This is a genomic window from Bradyrhizobium sp. USDA 4538, assembly GCF_024171045.1.
In the GTDB taxonomy this organism is placed as follows: Bacteria; Pseudomonadota; Alphaproteobacteria; order Rhizobiales; family Xanthobacteraceae; genus Bradyrhizobium; species Bradyrhizobium australafricanum.
Genome location: NZ_JALJZE010000001.1, coordinates 4,482,761 through 4,503,608, shown reverse-complemented (window position 1 = coordinate 4,503,608; position 20,848 = coordinate 4,482,761). Strand labels below are relative to the sequence as shown.

The 20,848-nt window shown below is 65.2% G+C and carries 19 protein-coding genes; 7 read left to right on the top strand and 12 right to left on the bottom strand.

The features are described 5' to 3' along the window. Positions 1–86 precede the first annotated feature (86 nt). Positions 87–1,184, bottom strand: a complete 1,098-nt coding sequence (locus J2R78_RS20260) for an enolase C-terminal domain-like protein (RefSeq protein WP_253636015.1) — start codon at positions 1,182–1,184, stop codon at positions 87–89. A 121-nt stretch (positions 1,185–1,305) separates the two neighbouring features. Here J2R78_RS20260 and J2R78_RS20255 point away from each other — a divergent pair, with 121 nt between their 5' ends. Both J2R78_RS20255 and J2R78_RS20250 read left to right on the top strand, forming a co-directional pair. Continuing rightward, complete coding sequence (locus tag J2R78_RS20255) at positions 1,306–1,881, top strand: TetR/AcrR family transcriptional regulator (protein WP_057019467.1); 576 nt, start codon at positions 1,306–1,308, stop codon at positions 1,879–1,881. Positions 1,882–2,079: 198 nt separating this feature from the next. Next, positions 2,080–2,916 carry an IS5 family transposase gene (locus J2R78_RS20250; protein WP_253605076.1) on the top strand — a complete coding sequence of 279 codons (837 nt, stop codon included), beginning with the start codon at positions 2,080–2,082 and terminating at the stop codon, positions 2,914–2,916. Between the two features lie 49 nt (positions 2,917–2,965). On the opposite strand, the gene J2R78_RS20245 is transcribed toward J2R78_RS20250, so the two are convergent. From J2R78_RS20245 to J2R78_RS20225, 5 genes are all read right to left on the bottom strand, one after another. After that, positions 2,966–3,694, bottom strand: a complete 729-nt coding sequence (locus J2R78_RS20245; protein ID WP_225649425.1) for an ABC transporter ATP-binding protein — start codon at positions 3,692–3,694, stop codon at positions 2,966–2,968. Positions 3,695–3,701: 7 nt separating this feature from the next. Next, on the bottom strand, positions 3,702–4,469 hold the full coding sequence (locus tag J2R78_RS20240; RefSeq protein ID WP_253609872.1) for an ABC transporter ATP-binding protein: 768 nt from the start codon (positions 4,467–4,469) through the stop codon (positions 3,702–3,704). A 4-nt stretch (positions 4,470–4,473) separates the two neighbouring features. Beyond that, positions 4,474–5,421, bottom strand: a complete 948-nt coding sequence (locus J2R78_RS20235; RefSeq protein WP_375166765.1) for a branched-chain amino acid ABC transporter permease — start codon at positions 5,419–5,421, stop codon at positions 4,474–4,476. Further along, the gene (locus J2R78_RS20230) at positions 5,418–6,335 is read right to left on the bottom strand and encodes a branched-chain amino acid ABC transporter permease (protein WP_018269575.1); all 918 of its coding nucleotides are present in this window, start codon (positions 6,333–6,335) and stop codon (positions 5,418–5,420) included. The genes J2R78_RS20235 and J2R78_RS20230 overlap by 4 nt, the downstream gene beginning before the upstream one ends. A 238-nt stretch (positions 6,336–6,573) precedes the next feature. Next, positions 6,574–7,746 carry an ABC transporter substrate-binding protein gene (locus J2R78_RS20225; RefSeq protein ID WP_253606396.1) on the bottom strand — a complete coding sequence of 391 codons (1,173 nt, stop codon included), beginning with the start codon at positions 7,744–7,746 and terminating at the stop codon, positions 6,574–6,576. 342 nt (positions 7,747–8,088) lie between these two features. On the opposite strand from J2R78_RS20225, the gene J2R78_RS20220 reads away from it, so the two are divergent. Beyond that, a complete protein-coding gene (locus tag J2R78_RS20220) occupies positions 8,089–8,685 on the top strand; it encodes a DUF805 domain-containing protein (RefSeq protein ID WP_253606394.1) in 597 nt (198 codons plus the stop codon). A 221-nt stretch (positions 8,686–8,906) separates the two neighbouring features. Here J2R78_RS20220 and J2R78_RS20215 read toward each other — a convergent pair whose 3' ends face one another. Together J2R78_RS20215 and J2R78_RS20210 are read right to left on the bottom strand one after the other, a co-directional pair. After that, positions 8,907–9,803, bottom strand: coding sequence for a sigma-70 family RNA polymerase sigma factor (locus J2R78_RS20215; protein ID WP_253606392.1), 897 nt, complete (start codon positions 9,801–9,803; stop codon positions 8,907–8,909). 50 nt (positions 9,804–9,853) lie between these two features. After that, positions 9,854–10,162 (bottom strand): hypothetical protein, encoded by a 309-nt coding sequence (locus J2R78_RS20210; protein ID WP_028333780.1) that lies wholly within the window; start codon positions 10,160–10,162, stop codon positions 9,854–9,856. 193 nt (positions 10,163–10,355) lie between these two features. On the opposite strand from J2R78_RS20210, the gene J2R78_RS20205 reads away from it, so the two are divergent. Together J2R78_RS20205 and J2R78_RS20200 are read left to right on the top strand one after the other, a co-directional pair. Further along, positions 10,356–11,762 carry a DHA2 family efflux MFS transporter permease subunit gene (locus tag J2R78_RS20205; protein ID WP_253606390.1) on the top strand — a complete coding sequence of 469 codons (1,407 nt, stop codon included), beginning with the start codon at positions 10,356–10,358 and terminating at the stop codon, positions 11,760–11,762. A 115-nt stretch (positions 11,763–11,877) separates the two neighbouring features. Beyond that, positions 11,878–13,152 carry an NAD(P)/FAD-dependent oxidoreductase gene (locus J2R78_RS20200; protein ID WP_253606389.1) on the top strand — a complete coding sequence of 425 codons (1,275 nt, stop codon included), beginning with the start codon at positions 11,878–11,880 and terminating at the stop codon, positions 13,150–13,152. 218 nt (positions 13,153–13,370) lie between these two features. On the opposite strand, the gene J2R78_RS20195 is transcribed toward J2R78_RS20200, so the two are convergent. Next, positions 13,371–14,321, bottom strand: a complete 951-nt coding sequence (locus J2R78_RS20195; RefSeq protein ID WP_253606388.1) for a helix-turn-helix domain-containing protein — start codon at positions 14,319–14,321, stop codon at positions 13,371–13,373. A 150-nt stretch (positions 14,322–14,471) separates the two neighbouring features. On the opposite strand from J2R78_RS20195, the gene J2R78_RS20190 reads away from it, so the two are divergent. Then, positions 14,472–15,131, top strand: coding sequence for an isochorismatase family protein (locus tag J2R78_RS20190; RefSeq protein ID WP_253606387.1), 660 nt, complete (start codon positions 14,472–14,474; stop codon positions 15,129–15,131). 199 nt (positions 15,132–15,330) lie between these two features. On the opposite strand, the gene J2R78_RS20185 is transcribed toward J2R78_RS20190, so the two are convergent. Continuing rightward, the gene (locus tag J2R78_RS20185) at positions 15,331–16,557 is read right to left on the bottom strand and encodes an ABC transporter substrate-binding protein (RefSeq protein WP_253606386.1); all 1,227 of its coding nucleotides are present in this window, start codon (positions 16,555–16,557) and stop codon (positions 15,331–15,333) included. Between the two features lie 44 nt (positions 16,558–16,601). After that, the gene (locus tag J2R78_RS20180) at positions 16,602–17,804 is read right to left on the bottom strand and encodes a cytochrome P450 (protein WP_253606385.1); all 1,203 of its coding nucleotides are present in this window, start codon (positions 17,802–17,804) and stop codon (positions 16,602–16,604) included. A gap of 82 nt (positions 17,805–17,886) precedes the next feature. Between J2R78_RS20180 and J2R78_RS20175 the strand changes: the two genes are divergently transcribed. Further along, a complete protein-coding gene (locus J2R78_RS20175) occupies positions 17,887–18,411 on the top strand; it encodes a MarR family winged helix-turn-helix transcriptional regulator (RefSeq protein ID WP_076831045.1) in 525 nt (174 codons plus the stop codon). A gap of 436 nt (positions 18,412–18,847) precedes the next feature. Here J2R78_RS20175 and J2R78_RS20170 read toward each other — a convergent pair whose 3' ends face one another. Then, a complete protein-coding gene (locus J2R78_RS20170) occupies positions 18,848–20,713 on the bottom strand; it encodes a feruloyl-CoA synthase (RefSeq protein ID WP_375167047.1) in 1,866 nt (621 codons plus the stop codon). Positions 20,714–20,848: the final 135 nt, after the last annotated feature.

Here is a 20,848-nt window from a genome sequence, read left to right as displayed (position 1 = left end):
GAAAAGTGTGAAGCGGTTTTCCGAAAAGATCATGGTCAAACAAAGAGCTAAAGCGCGATGACGATTCAACCCAATCTCATCGCGCTTTAGACGCTTGCAAGGTGAGCCGCAACGGCCGCTTCGTTCCATTCCAGACCGACACCAGGCGTGTCGGGAATATGCAAGAGACCATCCTTGATTTCATACGGCCGTTCGAGAATCGGATCGGCCCAGTCCTGCCATTCCAACCAGTGAGCGGCCTCCGTCGCGCGCATGACGTGGGCAGCGACTTCCGGATAAAGATGCGTTGAGATGGGGATGCCCGCGGCGCCGGCGATCGCAGCCGCCCGCATCCAGCCCGTCACTCCTCCGATGCGCATGAAATCCGGCATCACCAGATCGCAGGCCTTTCTCGCGATCGCCTTATGCATCTCCCTCGGACCATAGAAGTTCTCGCCGATCTGGATCGGCGTCTTCAGCTCCGCCGCCAGTTGGGCGTGTCCGTCGAGATTGTCATAGACGACAGGCTCTTCGATCCAGTCGAGGCCATAATCATCGATCGCATGGCACCGCTCGATGGCTTCGGCGAGATTTAGCCCCTGGTTGTAGTCCACCATCAAATGCATCCGATCCCCGACTGCTTTTCGAACGGCGTCGAGGGTCGTCAGATCCTCGCGCGGATCGCTTCTGCCGAGGCGCAATTTCAGGGCTGAGAACCCTCCTTCGTCGCGCAATTCCAAAGCCTCGGCCGCGACGGCGGCCGGCTCCTTCAGCCAAAGGCCGTTGCTATTGTAGGATCTCACGGCGCCGACCGTCGCCCCCAACAGCACGCACAGCGGCTTGTTTGCAGCTTTCGCCAACGCGTCCCACGCGGCCATGTCGAGGCCCGACGCCGCGATCATCGACAATCCCTCATAGCCGACAAAGTGAAGCGATTTGCGCGCCGCCTCGAACAACTCGACAGGCGCCACGCTCCGACCTCTGAGCAATTCGCCGAGATCATGCAACGCCGGAACCAGATATCGCAGCGATTTCACGATGTAAGGCTCGAGATAGCTTCGCCCGACAATGCCCTCCTCCGTCACCAGATCGATGAGGACGAGCGGCCACTCCGATATCGTGACAATGCGCGCGACCACGGGCCGCTTCAGCTTGAGCACCACCGGACGAGCTTTGATTTCTCTGAGCGTCAACGAATCGGGCATGGCAATGGCTTTCGCAGCGCGAGGAAGCTGACTGGCGCGGGCCGAAAAATCCCGGAAGCCATTCCAATTGGTTTTTCAACCGATGTAAATTCACTACTCGGTATATTTAAGAGGTGACTGCATGGCGCGATCTGCAGAACCGACACGGCGGCGCATCCTTGCTGCCGCATACGTCCTGTTTCGCCAGCGCGGATATAGCCGCGTGAGCATGGACGAAATCGCATCGGCGACGAGGGTGACGAAGCGCACGCTCTACAATCATTTTCAAAGCAAGGATCAGCTGCTCGCCTTCGTGCTCGAAGCCCAGAACGAACTGGCCTTGGCCGCGTTCGCGACGTTCGGCGACAAGCTGTCCGGCTCGCCGGCGGCGATCATCGACGGTCTGTTCCGCGACCTGGCGGTCTGGGCGGACAGGCCGCGATGGGCCGGCTCGGGATTCACCAGGCTGGTCATCGAGCTGGCCGATCTCCCTGGCCATCCCGCACGCGCAATTGCGCGCCGGCACAAGGCCTTGCTCGAAACCCATCTCGGCGCGCTGCTGAAGCGGGCCGGTGTCCGCGACGCTCACCGCCGTGCGCGCGAGATCTGGCTGCTGTCCGAGGGCGCGATCTCCCTGATGCTGGTGCATGGCGATCGCGCCTATGCCGCAGCAGCGGCCGACGCAGCGAAACGACTGCTGCGAGGCTCTTCACGGTAAGCCGCGGCAGCCCGCCTCTCTGATCCGTCATCCTGAGGAGCGCGTAGCGCGTCTCGAAGGATGCACGGCCACCAGCCGGGCCATCGATCCTTCGAGACGCCTGCTACGCAGGCTCCTCAGAGCCTGACTGAAAAATGAGTGAGTGATCTCAGTGGGGTGTGATTCCATCGGATTTGCAGAGATTCGAGGGAGAGCACGATGCCCTGGACCAAGATCACTCGGGAGCAATATCGGCGGGACGATCTGCGTTATGCAAGCGATATGACCGATGCGGAGTGGGCGCTGATCAGACGCCTGTTGCCGCGAGCGAACCGGCGCGGCCGGCCGCGTAAGACGGAGCTGCGTCGTGTGATCGAAGCGATCCTCTATATCGTTTCGACCGGCTGCCAGTGGCGGGCGTTGCCGCAGGAGTTCCCGCCCTATTCGACGGTGCAGGGCTATTTTTATAGATGGCGGGATACAGGCCGGTGGCAGAGGATTGTCAGCGTGCTTGTCCGACGGGCGCGAAAAAAGCTTGGACGGACACCGAAGCCGACGGCAGCCGTGATCGACAGTCAAAGTGCGCCGACCACCCAAGCTGGCGGACCGCGCGGCTACGATGCAGGCAAGCGCATCTACGGCCGCAAGCGGCATATCGTGACGGATACCAATGGCCTCCTCCTCGGGGTTCATGTTCATCCGGCCAACGTTCAGGACTGCCATGGCGCCGTACCGCTGCTGAAGAACGTGCGGATGAACTTCCCCCGGCTGCGCCACGTCTTTGCCGACCGGATCTACCGCGGAAATCAACTCCTCGACGCGCTCTCAGACTGCGGTCCATGGACTGTCGAGATCGTCGAGCGGCCTCAAGGCGTCAAAGGCTTCCAGCTTCTGCCGAGGCGGTGGGTGGTTGAACGCACATTCGCTTGGTTCGGCAGATGCCGCCGCCTCGCCAAGGACTTCGAGGCGACGGTGGCAACCGAAGCTGCCTGGCTGCTGATTGCACACATCAGGCTCCTGACCCGCAGACTTGCCGCTGCTGGTAAGGTTGGGTGACTTATGAGTCAGACTCTCAGGATGACGGCGATACGGCAATGCTTGCTGCTCAAATCCCCAGATACTTGTGCTGCAGATCCGGCTCGGCGATCAGCTCCCCGCTGGTGCCGCTCCACACGGTGCGGCCGCGCTCGATGATGTAATGGCGGTCGGCGATGCGGGCGAGGTTTCCGACGTTCTTGTCGATCACCAGCACCGACTGCCCGCGCTCCTTCAGCATCGACAGGCAGCTCCAGATCTCGTCGCGGATCAGGGGCGCAAGACCCTCGGTCGCCTCGTCGAGGATCAGCAATTTCGGATTGGTCATCAGCGCGCGGCCGATCGCCAGCATCTGCTGCTCGCCGCCGGACAGCGTGACGCCCATATTATTCGTGCGTTCGGCGAGCCGCGGAAACAGCGCGTGGATCCTGTCGATGGTCCACGGATCGGAGGCACTGAAGCGATTGCCTGACGCGGCGACGAGATTTTCGCGCACCGTGAGGTTGGGGAATATCTGGCGGCCTTCCGGCACCAGGCCGATCCCGAGCTTTGCGATCTTGTAGGACGGCAGGCCGCGCACCGCCTCGCCGGCGAAGCGGATGGCGCCTGATCGCGCCGGCGTCAGGCCCATGATCGAGCGGATCGTCGTGGTCTTGCCCATGCCGTTGCGGCCCATCAGCGCGACCATCTCGCCCGACTTGATCTGGAGCGACAGGCCGAACAGCACCTGGCTCAGCCCGTAGCAGGTCTCGATCGCGTCGACTTCAAGCAGGGTTTCAGCGGTTTTGGTTTCAGCCATCCTGGTATCAGCCATGGCGCGTCACCGCATGCTGTTCGCCGAGATAGGCGCGCTTGACCTCGTCGTGCTTGCGGATCGCGTCCGGCACGTCGCAGGCGATGACGCGGCCATAGACCAAGACCGTGATGCGGTCGGCCAGCGCGAACACCGCCTCCATGTCGTGCTCCACCAGCACGATGGTGACTTCCTTGCGCAGCTCCTTCAACAGCGCGACCATCCGCGCCGATTCGGTGACGCCGAGCCCGGCCATCGGCTCGTCCAGCAGCAACAGCTGCGGCCTGGTGGCGAGCGCGACCGCGAGCTCGAGCTCGCGCTGCTCGCCATGGCTCAATTGCGACACCACGATATCGGCGCGCGTGCCGAGGCCGACGCGCTCCAGCGCCGCGCGCGCGGACTCGCGCAGATGCCGCTCCTTGCGCGCATTGCCCCAGAAGCGGAACGAGTGGCCGTCATGCGCCTGCGCCGCCAGCGCGACATTGTCGATCGCGGAAAAATCCTTCAGCAGCGAGGTGATCTGGAACGAGCGCGCCAGCCCGAGGCGGCTGCGCTTGTAGGACGGCAGGTTCGTGACGTCGCAGCCGGCAAAGCGGATGGTGCCGGAGTTCGGCATCACCTGCCCGGTGAGCTGGCTGATCAGCGTGGTCTTGCCGGCGCCGTTGGGGCCGATGATGGCGTGCAATTCGCCTGGCACCACCTCCATCGAGAGGTTGTCGGTCGCGGTGATGCCGCCGAAGCGGCGGACCAGATTGTCGACGCGGAGCAAGGGATCAGGCAAGGAGTCAACCACGGCGCATCCTCCCGAGCAGGCCCATGATGCCGCCGCGCGCGAACAGCACGATCAGGAGCAGCACCGGACCGAGGATCAGCCCCGAATATTCGGTGAACTGCGACAGCAGCTCCTCGAGCAGGAGATAGACGATCGCGCCGATGACGGGACCGAACAGCGAGCCCATGCCGCCGAGGATCACCATCACCATGAGGTCGCCGGAGCGGGTCCAGTACATCACCGCGGGGCTGACGAAATCGGTGTTGTTGGCCAGCAGCGCGCCGGCCAGGCCGCAGATCGTGCCTGATATCACGAAACAGACCAGGCGGTAGCGATTGGCATGGAAACCGATCGCCTGCATGCGCTGCTCGTTGGAGCGGACGCCCTGCACCACGAGGCCGAAGCGCGAATTGACGATGCGCCAGATCAGATAAAGGCCGCCGAACAGGCAGGCCAGGCAGAGGTAATAGAACTGGTTGCGATCCGACAGGTTGATCAGACCGGCGAAATCGCTGCGCTTGTAGACGGTGAGCCCGTCGTCGCCGCCGTAGCGCGACAGCGCGGAGGCGATGTAGTAGGCCATCTGCGCAAAGGCCAGCGTGATCATGATGAAGTAGACGCCGCGGGTGCGCAGCGAGAGCGCGCCGATCAGCAGCGCAAACAGCGCCGAGACGGCGAGCGCCACCGGCCACTGGATGAAGCCGGAGCCGACCCCCTCGGCGGCGAGGATGCCGACGGCATAGCCGCCGATGCCGAGATAGGCGGCGTGGCCAAAGCTCATCATGCCGCCATAGCCCATGATCAGATTGAGGCTCGCGGCGGCGAGCGCGAAGATCACGATCCGGGTGAACAGCGTGAGGATGAAGATATTGCCCGTGACCGCCGAATAGAGCGGCAGCAGTATCAGGGCGGCACACATCAGCGCCGCGACCGCATTGGAGACGTTGAGCTTTCGCATCATCGTTTGGCCGCCGGGAACAGCCCCTCGGGCCGCAGCACAAGGATGATGGCCATCAGGAGGTAGATCAGCATCGAGGACAGCGCCGGCGCCGCGGTGGACGCCGCCGCCCCGCTCAGCACCTTGCGCAGCAGGTCGGGCAGGAAGGCGCGGCCCATCGTGTCGATGATGCCGACGAAGATCGCGGCCATGAACGCGCCGCGGATCGAGCCGATGCCGCCGATCACGATGATGACAAAGGCCAGGATCAGGATGTTCTCGCCCATGCCGATCTGCACGGTGAGGATCGGCGCCTGCATCAGCCCGGCGAGCCCTGCGAGCGCCGCGCCGAGGCCGAACACCAGCGTGAACAGCAGCTTGATGTTGATGCCGAGCGCCCCGATCATCTCGCGGTTCGAGGCGCCGGCGCGGATCAGCATGCCGATGCGGGTGCGCATCACGACGAGATAGAGCATTGCTGCGACAGCCAGCGCCACCACGATGATCATGAGGCGGTAGGCCGGATAGTAGACGCCGGGGATGATCTGCACCGGCACGGTGAGCCAGGCCGGCAGCGGCAGCGCGAGGCCCGCCGGGCCCCAGATCAGCCGGACGGCGTCGTTGAAGAACAGGATCAGGCCGAAGGTCGCCAGCACCTGGTCGAGATGGTCGCGGCCATAGAGATGCCTGAGCGCGACATATTCCAGCACGATGCCGAGCAGTAAGGTGGCCCCTAACGCCATCAGCGCGCCAAGGACAAAACTGCCGGTCCAGGCCACGAAGGTCGCCGCGAAATAGGCTCCCATCATGTAGAGCGAGCCGTGCGCCAGATTGACGAAGTCCATGATGCCGAACACCAGCGTCAGCCCGGCCGCCAGCAGGAACAGCAGGAGGCCGAATTGCAGGCCGTTCAGCAGTTGTTCGACGACGAGATACATGGATCCTTCATACCGGGCTGAAACAAAACAGCGGCAGCGCAAGCACGCCGCCGCATTGCACATTGCGGGTTCTCCCTCGCCCCGCTCTTGCGGGGAGAGGGTTGGGATGAGGGGCTCTTTCCGCAAACCGAATGCCGGGAAAGAGCCCCTCACCCAATCGCTTCGCGATTGACCTCTCCCCGCAAGAGCGGGGCGAGGTAAAGAGAAGCAAGCCGCGCGCCAAAAAGACGCCCGACAATCACTTCATCGGACACTTGTCGTGGAAGCGATCCTGGTCGTCCTTGACGATGGTCGCGACCGTCTTCAGCGAGAGCTGGCCCTCGGCGTCCTTGACCACGTCCTGCAGATAGAAGTTCTGGATCGGAATGTGGTTGTTGCCGTACTTGAACGGACCGCGCACCGATTTGAAGTTCACCTTCTCCATCTCGGCCTTCATCGCGTCCTTCTTCGTCAGGTCGCCCTTCACCGCGACCACGGCGCTGTTGATCAGGTTGGCAGCGTCGTAGGACTGGGCGCCGTAGAAGGTCGGCCGCAGGCCCGGATACTTCTTGCGGTAGTCGGCGACGAACTTCTTGTTCTCCTCGTTGGGCAGGTCGTTGACCCATTGCTGCGCGCCGGGAACGCCGAGCGCATTGTCCTTCTGCAACGGCAGCGACAATTCGTCGATAGTGAAGGCGGTGTAGAGCGGAATCTGCTGCTTGATGCCGGCCTGCGCATACTGGTTCAGGAACTGCACGCCGGCCGCGCCCGGATAGAACACGAAGATCGACTCGGCCTTGGAGTTCTTCGCCTTGGTGAGTTCGGCGGAGAAGTCGAGCTGGCTCGGCCACACCGTATATTCCTCGCCGACGATCTGGCCCTTGAACGTGCTCTTGACGCCGGCCAGCATGTCCTTGCCCGCGGCGTAGTTCGGGCCGATCAGGAACACCGACTTGACGCCCTTCTGGTTCATGTAGGTGCCGACCGCCTGCGGGGTCTGGTCATTCTGCCAGGAGGTCGAGAACACGTAAGGCGAGCACAGTTCGCCGGCGAGTTGCGACGGACCGGCATTGGCCGAGATCAGGAAGGTCTTGGAATCGACGGCGGTCTTCAGCGACGCCAGCAGCACGTTCGACCAGATGTAGCCGACGATGAAGTCGACCTTGTCGGACTGCACCAGCTTCTCGGTCTTCTGCTTGCCGACATCCGGCTTCTGCTGGTCGTCCTCGTAGATCACCTCGACTGGCTTGCCGTCAATCTTGCGGCCGAGATGGTCGAGCGCGAGCTCGAAGGAATTGCGCATGTCGTTGCCGATCACAGCGGTCGGACCACTGAAGGTCGAAACGAAGCCGATCTTGACGCTGTCAGCCGCCGTCGCGGGCTGCGCCAGCGCCACAGCCATGGCGCCTGCCAGCCAAAATGCCTTTTTCATATTCACTCCCCTCCTCAACCAAAGATCCCACGAGGCTCGATCACGAGGGCCCGGGGGTCACGCTTTGCGCGCGTCGTTCTGTGACGTATTTTGTGCGCGATATCGCAAGTCTGCAGCAAGCACGAACCGACGGCGCTCACTTAGAACCTTCGGCGCATACCCCAGCACCTTGCATCATAATTCGTCTAAATCGACCATGGCAAGAAATATAATGCCGGTTGCGTGGGCAACGATTGTCGCAGGCACCGGCCTCCCGCAACGACCCACGCCCGCACTGCAGCAGGCTTTAACGATCCGGTAAAGCACCCGGAAACCACAGGCCGGCAAGCGCCTGCGGGCTTCATGGTCCGGAAAGCATCCCTGGCCGACGCTGCCGCCAAAGGGGTGCGTCACATGCTGAATTACATCTTCGGCTTCAATGCCCGGATGGGCCGACTGGCTTTCTTCTTCTGCACCTTCGTGGTGGGCCTCGGCTTTATGATGTTGGTCTACGGCGTCACCGGCAACGCACCGGCGAGCGGCAGTATGGACGTGCTGCTGGCACAGGCATCGAGCAACCCCGTGCTGGTCATTGCCTTCTACGGCATGCTCGTCATCTGCTTCATGCTGCAATCGATGCGGGTGCGCGACATGGGCTGGGATCCGGTCTGCGTGATGGCGGCATGGATCGCCCTCCTCGTGCTCGACAGGGCGATTGCCGGACGATTTCCCGAATATGCGCTGACCTATCAGCACACCGAAACGGTGGTCGGCGCCGCCGTCAATGGCGCAATGAACATCGTCCTGCTGGTCTGGCGGAGCGGCGGCTATTACGAAGAAGCCCCGCCATCGCCGCGCGAGACCGGCGATGGTCTGTTTGAAAGACGCAGTACGCCGGCCGCAGGCGGCAGCCGCGTCGCGCGGATCGCCAACGGCGAGTTCGGCGGCAAGACGCGGTAGCAGCCGTCGTCCCTGCGAAAGCAGGGACCCATAACCACAGGATCAGATTGTTGAAGAGCGCTGGGGCCCCAGCGACCAAGACGATTCCCATTGGTGGTTATGGGTCCCGGATCGCGCGGAGCCTGTCATCGGGCGGCGCTTCGCGCCGACCCGTTGGCTTGTCCGGGACGACGCGGAGTTTGTGGCGCGATCACTGAGCCAAAGGCTGGGGCGAAAGCCGATCACCCCTTGTCCACCGCCCATTCGGCGCCGTCGATCGCATAGGACGCGTGGCGGAAATCCCTGATCGTCGCGACCTTGTCGGCCGACCAGTCGAGCAGCATGAACGATCGCGGCGGCGCGCCCTGTGCGTTCGGGTCGAACACCAGGATCGCGGGGCGTCCCTCGACCTGTCCGGTCACCAGGTGCCAGTCGTCGATCTTCGAATAATTGCCGAAGTAGCGCGACACCTCGGCCTTGCCGTTCAGCCGCGTGCGGTTGACGAGCTCGAGCCTGATGTCATCGGCGATCATGGCGCGGATGGCGTCGAAGTCGCGGGCGTTGAAATGGCTGACATAGGCGTTGAGCCTGATGCGATCGGCCGGCGACAGGCCGGGCCGCGGCGCGTCGTCCGGCTCGGCGGCAAACTCGCGCAGCTGCGTGCGTCCACGGTGCAGCGCGGCTTTCACCGCGGGCAGGCTGAAATCCATGATGCCGCAGATCTCCTGCAGGGAGCAGCCGAGCACATCCATCAGGATCACGCTGGAACGCTGCGCCACCGGCAGGCGCATGAAGGTGCGCAGGCTGGTCGCGGCGATCTCGCGGCGGCCCAAATCATCGAGCTCTCCGGCCATCATGTCCACCTCCTCCGGCGCGTGAAGCGCTTCCTGACGGTTGCGCCGCCTGAGGAAATCGAGCGCGGTGTTGTGCGCGATCCGGAACAGCCAGGCTTGCGGACTCTGGATCGGCGCGGCGGACCCGAAGGCCTCCACCGCCTTGATCAGCGCGTCCTGCAGCACATCCTCGCCGTCGATGACGGATCCGACCATACGGGCGCAGTAGCGATGCAGCCTTGGCCGCATCGCCGCCAAGAGCGCGTCGACGTCGGTCGCGGCCGGCGCTTGGTGTGGTGACGTCATGATGGCTCCGCCAGATCGGTGCACTGCCCGCCGGTTCAACGCTTGTCGGTTCACGGCTCATCCAGCATACGATAATTCCCGACAATCACCGCACTTCGAACCAGCGGCGGCTCGGCGCAACGATCGCGGATGCCGTCCTGGAAGGCCTGGAACGCGGCCAGTTTCGGGATCGGGCTCGAGCCGTCTTCGGCCGCGGTCTCGACCATGTGGATGAAGGTGTCGTCCTCCAGCCGCAGGGTCAGATAGCGCACGCCGTCCGGCCTCGCCGCCTTCAGCTCGGCGAACACGGCCGACACCAGCGCGGCATTCTTCTCCGCCATCTCCGGCTTCGCCTTGTACCTGATCAGGGTCCGTCTCATCGCAGCCTCCTTGGCCTGGTTCTGCGGCCTGAACCGGCCGCCTCAGACCCAAGGACGTTCGCGAACCGCCAAAGGATGCGGTCCGGCAAAAGTAAATTCAAAAATAGTTCTTCGCCGCATCCTTTGCCCGTTCCGGTTCGTCCTTGCCGGCGAAGCGCGCCGCAACCTCGCGGCGCGGCAACGGAGAACGACCATGCAGACCCCTCGAGAGCGCGCCGAACAGCGCTGGGTGCTCGGCCTCACCGCGCTGGCATCCTTCATGATGGCGCTGGACGCCATGATCATGACCACGGCCTTCGCCACCATCCGCGCCGATTTCGGAAGCGCCGTGGAGACGCTGCAATGGACCGTCAACGCCTTCAACCTGACCTTCGCGGTGCTGCTCCTGACCGGCGCGGCGCTCGGCGACCGGTTCGGGCGGCGCAGGATGTTCGCGGCCGGGATCGGCCTGTTCGTCGTGGCGTCGGCGGCCTGCGCGCTGGCCGGCAACGCCGCGGCCCTGATCGCCGCCCGCGCCCTGCAGGGCGCGGGCGCGGCGCTGGTGATGCCGCTGGCGATGGCGATCCTGAGCGGCGCGTTCGGCCGGGAGGAGCGCGCCCGCGCGCTCGGCATTTTCAGCGGCATCACCGGATGCGCGCTGATCATAGGTCCCGCGATCGGCGGCTTCATCACCGAACATCTCGGCTGGCGCTGGATCTTCTGGATCAATTTGCCGATCGGCCTGGTCGCGATCGCCCTCGTGATCGCCCGCCTGCGCGAAAGCTTCGGGGCGCCAGCGCCGCTCGACATCGCCGGACTCACGCTGGTCGCGCTCGCGGCGCTGGCGCTGGTCTGGGGCCTGCTGCGCGGCAACGGCGTCGGCTGGGCCAGCGCGGAAGTGACGGGCGCGCTGATCGCCGGCGTCGCGCTGGCGGCGCTGTTCGTGCTGTGGGAGCTGCGCGCCACAAGCCCGATGGTGCCGATGCGGCTGTTCGCGGCACGGCCGTTTGCGTCGGGCATGGCCGCAAGCGTGCTGTTCTACGCCGCGATGTATGGCGTGCTGTTCCTGCTGCCGCAGTTCCTGCAGATCGCGCTCGGCTTCGACGCCTTCGGCGCCGGGCTTCGTCTGCTGCCGTGGACGGCGACGCTGTTCGTCACCGCGCCGATCGCCGGCGCCGCGGTCAACCGGTTCGGCGAGCGCACGCTGGTCGTCACCGGCCTCTTGATGCAGGCGATCGGGCTCGGCTGGATCAGCGAGATCGTGAGCCCCGCAGTGCCCTATTCGGCGCTGGTCGCGCCGCTGGTGCTCGCCGGCGTCGGCGTGTCGATGGCGATGCCGGCCGCGCAGAACGCGGTGCTGGGTGCGGTCGCCGTCAGCGAGATGGGCAAGGCGTCGGGCGTCTTCAACATGGGCCGCTTCCTCGGCGGCATGTTCGGCATCGCGGCGCTGGTGGCGAGCTTCTCCGCCAACGGTGCGGCCGATTCATCCGGTCATTTCGCAAACGGATTCGCGTCGGCGATGAGCCTTGCCGCAACGCTGTCATTCGCCGGCGCGGTCGCGGGACTGTTCCTGCCGATGCGGCGGCGGGCCGTCGCCGCGGCCGCGCCGCAGGATGCGTGAGGCTTGCGGCGATTGGGTTTTGCTATCGGGCGATCGGGCATTTCGTGTTGGAATGGGGCTGCGAATGAATACATAATCAAACGGCGAAGCCGTTCGAAACCGGGAGCGACATCAGATGACGCAAGCGCCGGCCAAACCTCATCGCGTGGTGATCGTCGGCGCCGGCTTCGGCGGCCTGGAAGCCGCTTTCGGTCTCAGAGGGGCGCCGGTCGAGATCACGCTGATCGACCGTCGCAACCACCATCTGTTCCAGCCGCTGCTCTATCAGGTCGCGACTGCTTCGCTTGCCACCAGCGAGATCGCCTGGCCGATCCGATATCTCTTGCGCGACCGGCCCGAGGTGACGACGCTGTTCGCCAATGTCTGCGGCGTCGATGCCGCGGCGAAGCGGGTAGCGCTCGACGACGGCGGCGGCATTCCCTACGACACGCTGGTCCTCGCCACCGGCGCCCGCCACGCCTATTTCGGCCACGACGAATGGGAGCCGTTCGCGCCCGGCCTGAAGACGCTGGAGGACGCCACGACGCTGCGGCGGCGCATCCTGGTCGCCTTCGAGCGCGCCGAGCGCGAGACCGATCCGGACAAGCGCGCTGCGCTGCTGACCTTCGTCATCATCGGCGCCGGGCCGACCGGCGTCGAGATGGCCGGCACCATCGCCGACCTCGCCAAGGACACGCTGCCGCAAGACTTCCGTCACATCGACACGCGCAAGGCGCGCGTGGTGCTGATCGAGGCCGGCCCGCGCGTGCTGGCAGGATTTCCCGACGATCTCTCGGCCTACGCGCAGGCGTCGCTGGAAAAACTCGGCGTCGAGGTGATGCTGGGCGAGCCGGTCACCGAATGCTCGGCCGACGGCGTGGTGTTCGGCGGCAAGAGGCTGGAGGCGCGTACCATCGTCTGGGCCGCCGGCGTGCGCGCCTCGCGCGCCGCCGAGTGGCTGAACGCGCCGGCCGATCGCGCCCATCGGCTGCAGGTCGAGCCGGATCTCACCGTGCCGGGCCATCCCGATGTCTTCGCCGTCGGCGACACCGTCACGATCAAGGATCCCGACGGCAATCCGGTGCCGGGCATCGCGCCGGCCGCCAAGCAGGAGGGGCGCTACGTCGCCGCACTGATCAAGGCCCGGCTCGACGGCAAGACACTGCCGCCGTTCCGCTACAAGCATGCCGGCAGCCTCGCCCAGATCGGCAAGAAGAAGGCGGTGATCGATTTCGGCTGGCTCAAGCTGCGCGGCTCTCTGGCATGGTGGATTTGGGGCCTCGCCCACATCTACTTCCTGATCGGCGTGCGGCATCGGATTGCGGTGGCGATGAACTGGCTCTGGATCCACACCCGCGACCAGCGCGCCGCACGGCTGATCACACAAGGCAGCAGCAAGGTCGCGCAGTAGGTACTCGGCACTACGCTAACCTGTTATCCGTCATCCCCGCGCAAAGGCTCCGCCTTTGTCGCTGGAGGAGCGCGGCACGCGCGTCTCGAAGGATCGACGGCCCCGCTAGTGGCCGTGCATCCTTCGAGGCTCGCCCAGCGCCGCAATTGCGCCGCAAGGCTCGCACCTCAGGATGACGGATAACAAGCTGTCTTAGCCTCTCAGCGCTGTACGCATTCTCACCCCATCACCTGGTGCGGCGAGCGGCCGAAGGCGGCCTTGAAGGCGCGGCTGAAATGCGAGACGTCGCTGAAGCCGAAGCTCAGCGCGACATCGGTGACATGACTGAAGCGCCGTTCGGCCAGCGCCTGATACGCGCCGGCAAGGCGCTGCTGCCACAGCCAGCGGATCGGCGTCGTGCCTTCGCGCGCGAACAGGCGATTGAGCGTGCGCGGCGCCATGTTCTGCGCCGTGGCGATCGCATCGAGATCGAGCCCGGGATCGTCGAGATTGGCCAGCATGTAGGCCTTGACCCGCGCCAGCCTTTCGTCGCCGCGCTGGGGCCCTTCGTCCGTCAGCTCGGTCTGCAGCGTCGTTGCGAAAATATCGAGCGCTGCCGCGCCAAGCCGTATCGCCGCAGGTCCGGCCGCGTCATCGAGCCGCGTCAGCCGGCGGATCAGCGATCCCGCCAGCGCTCCCACTTTCGACGCGTTGCCGACCCGCCGCGCCGTCAGGCGCTGCGCGTCCGGCAGGCGTGCGAGCAGCAGCGGCCGCGGGATCGACACCATGATCGCGCGCGCGCTCGGGGCGAATTCGAGCGTGAACGGCTGCGCCTGGTCATGCAGCATCAGATCGCCCCGGCGCATGCGGACGTCGCGGCCGCCTTGCGCGAAGCTGACCTCGCCGCGCAGCGTGAGCCACAGCATGAAATAGTCGCGCGGATCCCTGCGGACGTCGCTCGCGCTGCGCATCACCCGGATGGGGTCGGCGGCCGGCGTCGAAGACCAGATGTCGTTGATGGCAAGCGGGCCGAGATGGCGGATCGAGATCGACGCCTGGAACGCCTCGTCGGCGACGCGGCGGCATTCGGTCAGCGAGAATTCGCGGCAGGTGACGTGATGCCAGCGGTCGAAACTGTCACCCGGTGCGACAAGCGTTTGCGCGACGACTGTGTGATCTGGGGTCTGCATCGGACCTTGCTCCCGCCCAACCCGGCAGCGGGACATTCTGCGTCCAGCCCTCCCTTCTGGCAAGCAGAGACCAGCGACTGGCCGGCGCAGCCAAGAACGGCCGCCGCAGCCGGTGTAGAAAATATCTCCCACCAGGAGAGGAGGCACCATATGGGCTACCAATGCGAAACCATCGATCCGGCGCGAACCGTCATGATCGTGGTCGACATGCAGAACGATTTCGTGGCCGAGGGCGCCAAGCTGCGTTCGGCCCAGGCCGCTGCCATGGTGCCGCGGCTGGCGCAGACCCTGAAGGCCTGCCGCGACAAGGGCATCCGCGTCATTTACACCGCGCATGTGCATCGCCGCGACGGCAGCGACATGGGGCTCTATGACGATCTCTATTCGCCGATCGCCGACCGGTCGTCGCTGGTCGACGGCAGCGAGGGCGTCGAGATCTTCAACGACCTCGCGCCCGCCCCCGGCGAGCACGTCATCAAGAAGCACCGCTACAGCGCGTTCTTCGCCACCGATCTCGATCTCATCCTGCGCGAATGGGGCATCACCACGGTGATCATCTCGGGGACCACGACCGAGAACTGCTGCCACGCCACCGCGCGAGACGCCATGTTCCACAATTACAAGGTGGTCTTCCTGTCGGATGCGACCGGCACGTTCGACTATCCCGATGTCGGCCAGGGCGCCTTGTCCGCCGAGGAGGTGCACCGCGCCACGCTGACGATCCTCGCATTCTCAACCGCACATGTGATGACGGCGGCCGAGATGCTGGCGCGGGTGAAGGCCGGTGACGGAGCGGCGAAGGCTGCGTAGTTAGTCGCCAACAGCGCGCCACAAACTTAGTCGGCCTCTCCCCTTGTGGGAGAGGCCGGAACGCATGAAGCGAAGCGCAATGCGATCCGGGTGAGGGGTTGCGGTCTCTCCGGTCCGTACGCCGCGTGGAGAGATACCCCTCACCCCAGCCCTCTCCCACAAGGGGAGAGGGGGCGCAGCAGCATTCGCGGCAGCAACCTCACTTCACCAGTGAGCAGCCGCCATCGGCCAGCGGGCGGAACGCCTGGTCGGCCGGGATGGTCGCGATCAGCTTGTAATAGTCGTAGGGGTACTTCGACTCCTCCGGCTTCTTCACCTCGAACAGATACATCGGATGGATGACGCGGCCGTCCTGGCGGATCGTGGTGTCGCCGAACAGTCTGTCCTTGCCCTTGAAGGTCTTCATCTGCGGCACCACCGCCTTGGCGTCGTCGCTGCCGGTGGCGGCAACCGCGTTGAGGTAGGCGAGCGTCGAGGCATAGACGCCGGCCTGGTTGCCGCTCGGCATCTTGCCGTTCATACCGGGACGGGCGGCGAAGCGCTTTGCGAACGCGCGGGTGTCGTCGTTCATGTCCCAGTAGAAGGCTTCCAGCAGCTGCAGGCCCTGCGCGACCTTCAGGCCCATGCCGTGGATGTCGTTCACGAACAGCAGGAACGCCACCATGGTCTGGCCGCCCTGCTGGATGCCGAACTCGGCCGCCTGCTTCACCGCATTGATGGTGTCGCCGCCGGCATTGGCGAGCCCGATCACTTTTGCTTTCGAGCTCTGCGCCTGCAGCAGGAACGACGCGAAGTCCGAGGTGCCGAGCGGATGCTTGCTCGAGCCCAAAACCTTGCCGCCGTGCTTCTCGATGTAGTTCGTCGCTTCAGCCTCAATGCCTTTGCCGAGCGCATAATCGACGGTCACGAAATACCAGTCCTTGCCGCCGCGCTGCATCATCGCGGCCGCGGTGGTGTTGCCGGTGGCCCAGGCGTCGTTGACCCATTGAATGGTGTTCGGCGAGCAGGCCTTGCCGGTGAGATCGGAGCTTGCGGTCGACGACGCCAGGAACGTCATCCGGCTATCGCGCAGGATGGTGTTGATGGCGAGCCCGACCGCCGAGTTCGGCACGTCGACGATGGCATCGACGCCTTCGACATCGAGCCATTTGCGCGCGATCGCAGAGCCCACATCGGCCTTGTTCTGGTGATCGGCATAGACGATCTCGACCTTGATGCCCTTGCCGCCGCCGTTGAAATCTTCCGCGGCCATGCGCGCGGCTTCCACCGAACCCATACCGTTGGTGTCCTGGAAGATGCCCGAAATGTCGTTGAGCACGCCGACGCGGACCACGTCGCCGGAAATCTCCGCCCGTGCGCTGCCCGCGGCACAGGCCAATGCCAGCGCAAGTCCAATCCTAAATCGCCCAACCCCGAAGCCCCTCATAGTCTCCTCCCTTGCCTCGCTCCTCAGCCAGCTCCGATGTCTCGTCAGGCCGGCGTGATCTCGACCGGCAGGCTGCTGAGCCCGCGCAGCGTGTTGTTGAAAAGGCGCTTCGGCTCGCCGGTGATGTCGATCCTGGCGACACGACGCGCCAGCGCCGCCAGCATCACCTCGCCTTCGAGACGGGCGACGAGCTGGCCGACACACATATGGATGCCCGAACCGTAGCCGACGTGGCCCGACGTACGACGGGTGATGTCGTAGCTATCGGGCTGCTCCCAGCGGCGCGGATCACGATTGGCCGCAGCCAGGAACATCAGCACCTTCTCGCCTTCAGGAATGCTGGCCCCACTGAGCTCGACGTCGCGCGTCGTGGTGCGGAAGAAAGTCTGGACCGGACTTTCGAACCGCACGGCTTCCTCGAAGGCGTTGCGCGCCAGCGTCGGATCGCCGCGCAACCTCTGGAACTGGTCGGGGAAGCGGGCGAGGCAGTAGACGGCGGCGCCGATGCCGTTGACGGTCGTGTCGAGACCGGCCGACAGCAGCGAGCGCACCAGCAGCGGCGCTTCGGTCGCGGTAATGGCTCCGGTATCGACATGGGCGTGAATGCAGGCGCCGATGCCGCCCGGGGTGAGATTGTCGCGCTGGCATTGCTCGGCAACATAGGCCTGATGCGGCGCCGAGCGCTCGATCGCCTCCTTGCGGAGCTCGTTCGGCGGGCCGAAGGCATTGAACACCAGACTGGCGTAGGGCAGCAGATGCTCGCGGCCCTCCGGCCTCAGGCCGAGTGCATCCGGGAAGATCGACAACGGATAGGCTTCCGCAAGGTCCGCGATCGCGTCGAACCTGCGCTTCTCCAGCAGCGCATCGAGGCGGGCCTCCGCGGCGGCGGCAAATTGCCTGCGAAGCTGCTTCATCACGGTCGCCGACAACACCGTGCTCAGCACGGCGCGGGTCCGGGTATGGGCGGGCGGGTCGGCCTCCAGGATCAGGCTCGCCGGCCGCCACGGCTTCTCCTTGGAAAAGTCGCTGAGGCCGACGCCGCGGCTGGAGCAGAAGGTCGCGGGGTCGTTCAGCACCGCATGGACCTCAGCGTAGCGCGCCACGCCATAGACATTCCACTTGTCGAGATAGACCACCGGCCCGGCCTCGCGCAGCCGCTCATGGGTCGGGAATGGATCGGCGAAGAACTCGAGCGCGAACGGATCGACGTCGAGATGCGGGACGGACGCAGCTTCTGTTGCAGTCATCGGGACCTCCCGAGGTTTGATCTTGTCAACACGGGCCGCATATCTATTGCTCCCGGACAGTTTCGCAGCGATGATTTGAGAGATGAGCAGCCAGCCCCTCCCCCGAAAGCCCCGCCGGCCGAGACCGGCCGATCCCGCAGACGCCAGTGACGGCCCGCTGCTGGACCTTGATCGCTATGTGCCGGCGTTCATCACCTTCATCGGCAACAAGCTGTCGAACAGCGCCACCGCGTTTTACCAGAAGAATTTCGGCGTCAACGTCACCGAGTGGCGGATTATCTCGCAACTGGCGATCGAGCCGGGGATTCCCGCCTCCCGGATCTGCCAGGTGATCGGCTTCGACAAGGGGCCGGTCAGCCGCAACCTCGCGGCATTGCAGAAGCGCGGCCTGCTGACCATCCGTACCGCACCCGATGACGGCCGTACCCATTCGATCACGCTGACCGCGCGCGGCCGCGCCGTCCACGACAAGGTCATCGTCGCGGCGCTGGAGCGCGAGCGGCGGCTGCTGGCGTGCCTGAAAAAGGACGAGCGCGAGGTGCTGATCGAGCTGCTGCGCCGGCTGCACGAGAATCTCGGCGCCGTCACCGGGCAAAGCACGACCTGACGGCGCGGCGGGACCACGGGCGGCGCGCTGCGCCCCCACGGTCTTCGCCCGATTGTCCATGCGTGCCGTTGGCGCCGTGCTGCGCAACATTCTCCTCCCAAACGCGTGGCCGTTGACCGGCCCTGTCCCTATGGGTCCGGAAACTCGCACAGCTTAGTTGCTCTGGCAACTAAAAAGGCAACCGCGTGCAGCGCGGCAAGTGGAAGCAGCGGGGACCTGGCGGGTTGGACGGCTGAAACTTGGATGATCCGTGCCACAAACGCGGTGTCGTCCCGGCCTCCGAGCCGGGACCCATAACCACAAATGCTGATTATCGCATGTCGGCGGAACGACGAACTTTGTTCACAATATCGGCAGCGGAATATGGGTCCATGCTTCCGCAGGGACGACGGCAGTGTACGCGGCGCGCTGCTCGCGCGTCAGAAGCACAAATCGCTCACAAGCCCGCGCAGACGATCGCCTCACCCGACGCATCGTCCTCCAATACCGCCACTGCTGCGGCGCGGCGCGTCAGCACGGCGCGCTGGTTGATGTAGCCCTTGTCGGTGATCTCCCCGCCGTCGACCGAGGCAGGCTCGGCCAGCAGCAGCGCGCGGGTGGCATGGCCGGAGGAATGGCCGCCTTGCGCCTTCAGCGTCGCCAGCCCCCGCCCGATCGCGGAACGGACCGCCGGATGGCCGATCACCTCCCGCGCATCGGTGCTCTCGGGCAGCCCTGCCAACGAACGGCAGGCGGCGAGGTTCGGAAACACCAGGAAGCGCACCTCGTCGCGGCCGTGGCCGGTGACGACGATGTCCTGCGCGAGCGGCGCCAGCGCCGCGATGCCGGCGACGCGCAAGGTGCCGACGCTGACCCAGGTGCCGGAATTGAGCTTGAAATCCTCCGCCACGCGGCCGTCGAAGAACAGGCCGAGATCGGGCCGTGCGGCATCGGCGAAGGTGACGGCGTCGCCGATCTTGTAAAAACCCTCGGCATCGAAGGCCTCAGCGGTCAGCTCGGGCGCCTTCCAGTAGCCCGGCGTGACGTTGGGCCCGCGCACGCGCACCTCCAGCTTGTCGCCCGACGGCACCAGCTTGAGCTCGGTGCCGGGGATCGGCACGCCGATATTGCCGGAGCGTTTGGCCAGGAAGTGGCAATCGGTCGCCAGCGGCGAGGTCTCGGTCGAGCCCCAGGCCGACACCATCGGCAGCCGGCGACCGACCGTCCGCAGCGACAATTCCTCCAACGCGTCCCACAGATTCTGCGGCAGCGCCGCGCCGGCATAGAAGGCGAATTTGGTGCCCTCGAAGAATTTTCTGCGCAGTTCGTCGTCGGTGCGCAGCGCCGCGATCAGCATGTCGAAGCCGCGCGGCACGTTGAAATAGACCGTCGGCACCACGCTGCGCAGGTTGGCCAGCGAGGTCGCGAACAGCCCGGGCGCCGGCTTGCCGCCGTCGATATAGAGCGTGCCGCCGTTGCGCAGCACCAGGTTGAAGTTGTGGTTGGCGCCGAACGTGTGGCTCCACGGCAGCCAGTCCAGGATCACCAGTTCCTCGCCCGCTTGCTCCAGGAACGTCCAGGTCTGCGCCTTGGCCTGCTGGCTCGAGGTCAGCATGCGCTGGGTGTTGATCACGGCCTTCGGCGTGCCCGTCGAGCCCGAGGTGAACAGGAATTTTGCGATCGTGTCCGCCGTCACCGCCGCGAACGCCTTGGCGACCCCGGGCGCTTCCGGCGTGGCAGCGACGGTACGGAACGACAATGCGTCGGCGTCGTCCGGATTGCCGCTGACGATGGTTGCGCGATGCAGCGGCTTGATTGCGGCAAGCGCCGCCGCGAACGGCCTTGTGCTTGCTACGTAGATCGCGCCGGGGTCGAGCAGCTCGATCATGCTCTTCAGCTTGTCGAAGTCTTTCGACATCAAGGAATAGGCCGGCGAGATCGCGGCCGAGGGCACGCCGACATGCTGCGCGGCGAGCGCGAACAACGCGTGATCGATGCCGTTGTCGGAGAGGATGACGAGCGGACGTTCCGTGCTCAGCCCTTGCGCTAGCACCCACGATGCGGCCCGCCGCACGATGCCGAGCGCGTCGCGATAGCTGACGGTGCTCCAGGGCGCATCGGCATTGGCGCGCTCGCCGAGAAAGATGCGATCCGGCGCCTGCCGCGCCCAATGCTCCAGCCAGTCGCCGACACAGCGGGCGCCCTGCTTCAGCGGCGTGGTGGAGCGGACCAGGATGCTGCCGTCGTTGCGGCTGACCGCAACGATCGCGGGCGTCGCGAACAGGCTGCCCGGATTGTCTCCGCCGGCGGCGGCCATCGTCATGGTTTCCTCCTCGCCCAAGTCTTGTCACCCAAGTCTTGTCACCCGTGTCTTATCGGGATCGCGCCGCAACATGGTGCGGCGCCGCGGTCCCGGCCGGGCTCTTTGGTCATAATGTTGCGGACATCAATTGTTGTC

Coding starts and splice junctions, on each gene's coding strand:
- J2R78_RS20260 (WP_253636015.1), bottom strand. CDS start 1,184: ATGCCCGATTCGTTGACGCTCAGAGAAATCAAAGCTCGTCCGGTGGTG.
- J2R78_RS20255 (WP_057019467.1), top strand. CDS start 1,306: ATGGCGCGATCTGCAGAACCGACACGGCGGCGCATCCTTGCTGCCGCA.
- J2R78_RS20250 (WP_253605076.1), top strand. CDS start 2,080: ATGCCCTGGACCAAGATCACTCGGGAGCAATATCGGCGGGACGATCTG.
- J2R78_RS20245 (WP_225649425.1), bottom strand. CDS start 3,694: ATGGCTGAAACCAAAACCGCTGAAACCCTGCTTGAAGTCGACGCGATC.
- J2R78_RS20235 (WP_375166765.1), bottom strand. CDS start 5,421: ATGATGCGAAAGCTCAACGTCTCCAATGCGGTCGCGGCGCTGATGTGT.
- J2R78_RS20230 (WP_018269575.1), bottom strand. CDS start 6,335: ATGTATCTCGTCGTCGAACAACTGCTGAACGGCCTGCAATTCGGCCTC.
- J2R78_RS20225 (WP_253606396.1), bottom strand. CDS start 7,746: ATGAAAAAGGCATTTTGGCTGGCAGGCGCCATGGCTGTGGCGCTGGCG.
- J2R78_RS20220 (WP_253606394.1), top strand. CDS start 8,089: ATGGTCCGGAAAGCATCCCTGGCCGACGCTGCCGCCAAAGGGGTGCGT.
- J2R78_RS20215 (WP_253606392.1), bottom strand. CDS start 9,803: ATGACGTCACCACACCAAGCGCCGGCCGCGACCGACGTCGACGCGCTC.
- J2R78_RS20210 (WP_028333780.1), bottom strand. CDS start 10,162: ATGAGACGGACCCTGATCAGGTACAAGGCGAAGCCGGAGATGGCGGAG.
- J2R78_RS20205 (WP_253606390.1), top strand. CDS start 10,356: ATGCAGACCCCTCGAGAGCGCGCCGAACAGCGCTGGGTGCTCGGCCTC.
- J2R78_RS20200 (WP_253606389.1), top strand. CDS start 11,878: ATGACGCAAGCGCCGGCCAAACCTCATCGCGTGGTGATCGTCGGCGCC.
- J2R78_RS20195 (WP_253606388.1), bottom strand. CDS start 14,321: ATGCAGACCCCAGATCACACAGTCGTCGCGCAAACGCTTGTCGCACCG.
- J2R78_RS20190 (WP_253606387.1), top strand. CDS start 14,472: ATGGGCTACCAATGCGAAACCATCGATCCGGCGCGAACCGTCATGATC.
- J2R78_RS20185 (WP_253606386.1), bottom strand. CDS start 16,557: ATGAGGGGCTTCGGGGTTGGGCGATTTAGGATTGGACTTGCGCTGGCA.
- J2R78_RS20180 (WP_253606385.1), bottom strand. CDS start 17,804: ATGACTGCAACAGAAGCTGCGTCCGTCCCGCATCTCGACGTCGATCCG.
- J2R78_RS20175 (WP_076831045.1), top strand. CDS start 17,887: ATGAGCAGCCAGCCCCTCCCCCGAAAGCCCCGCCGGCCGAGACCGGCC.
- J2R78_RS20170 (WP_375167047.1), bottom strand. CDS start 20,713: ATGACGATGGCCGCCGCCGGCGGAGACAATCCGGGCAGCCTGTTCGCG.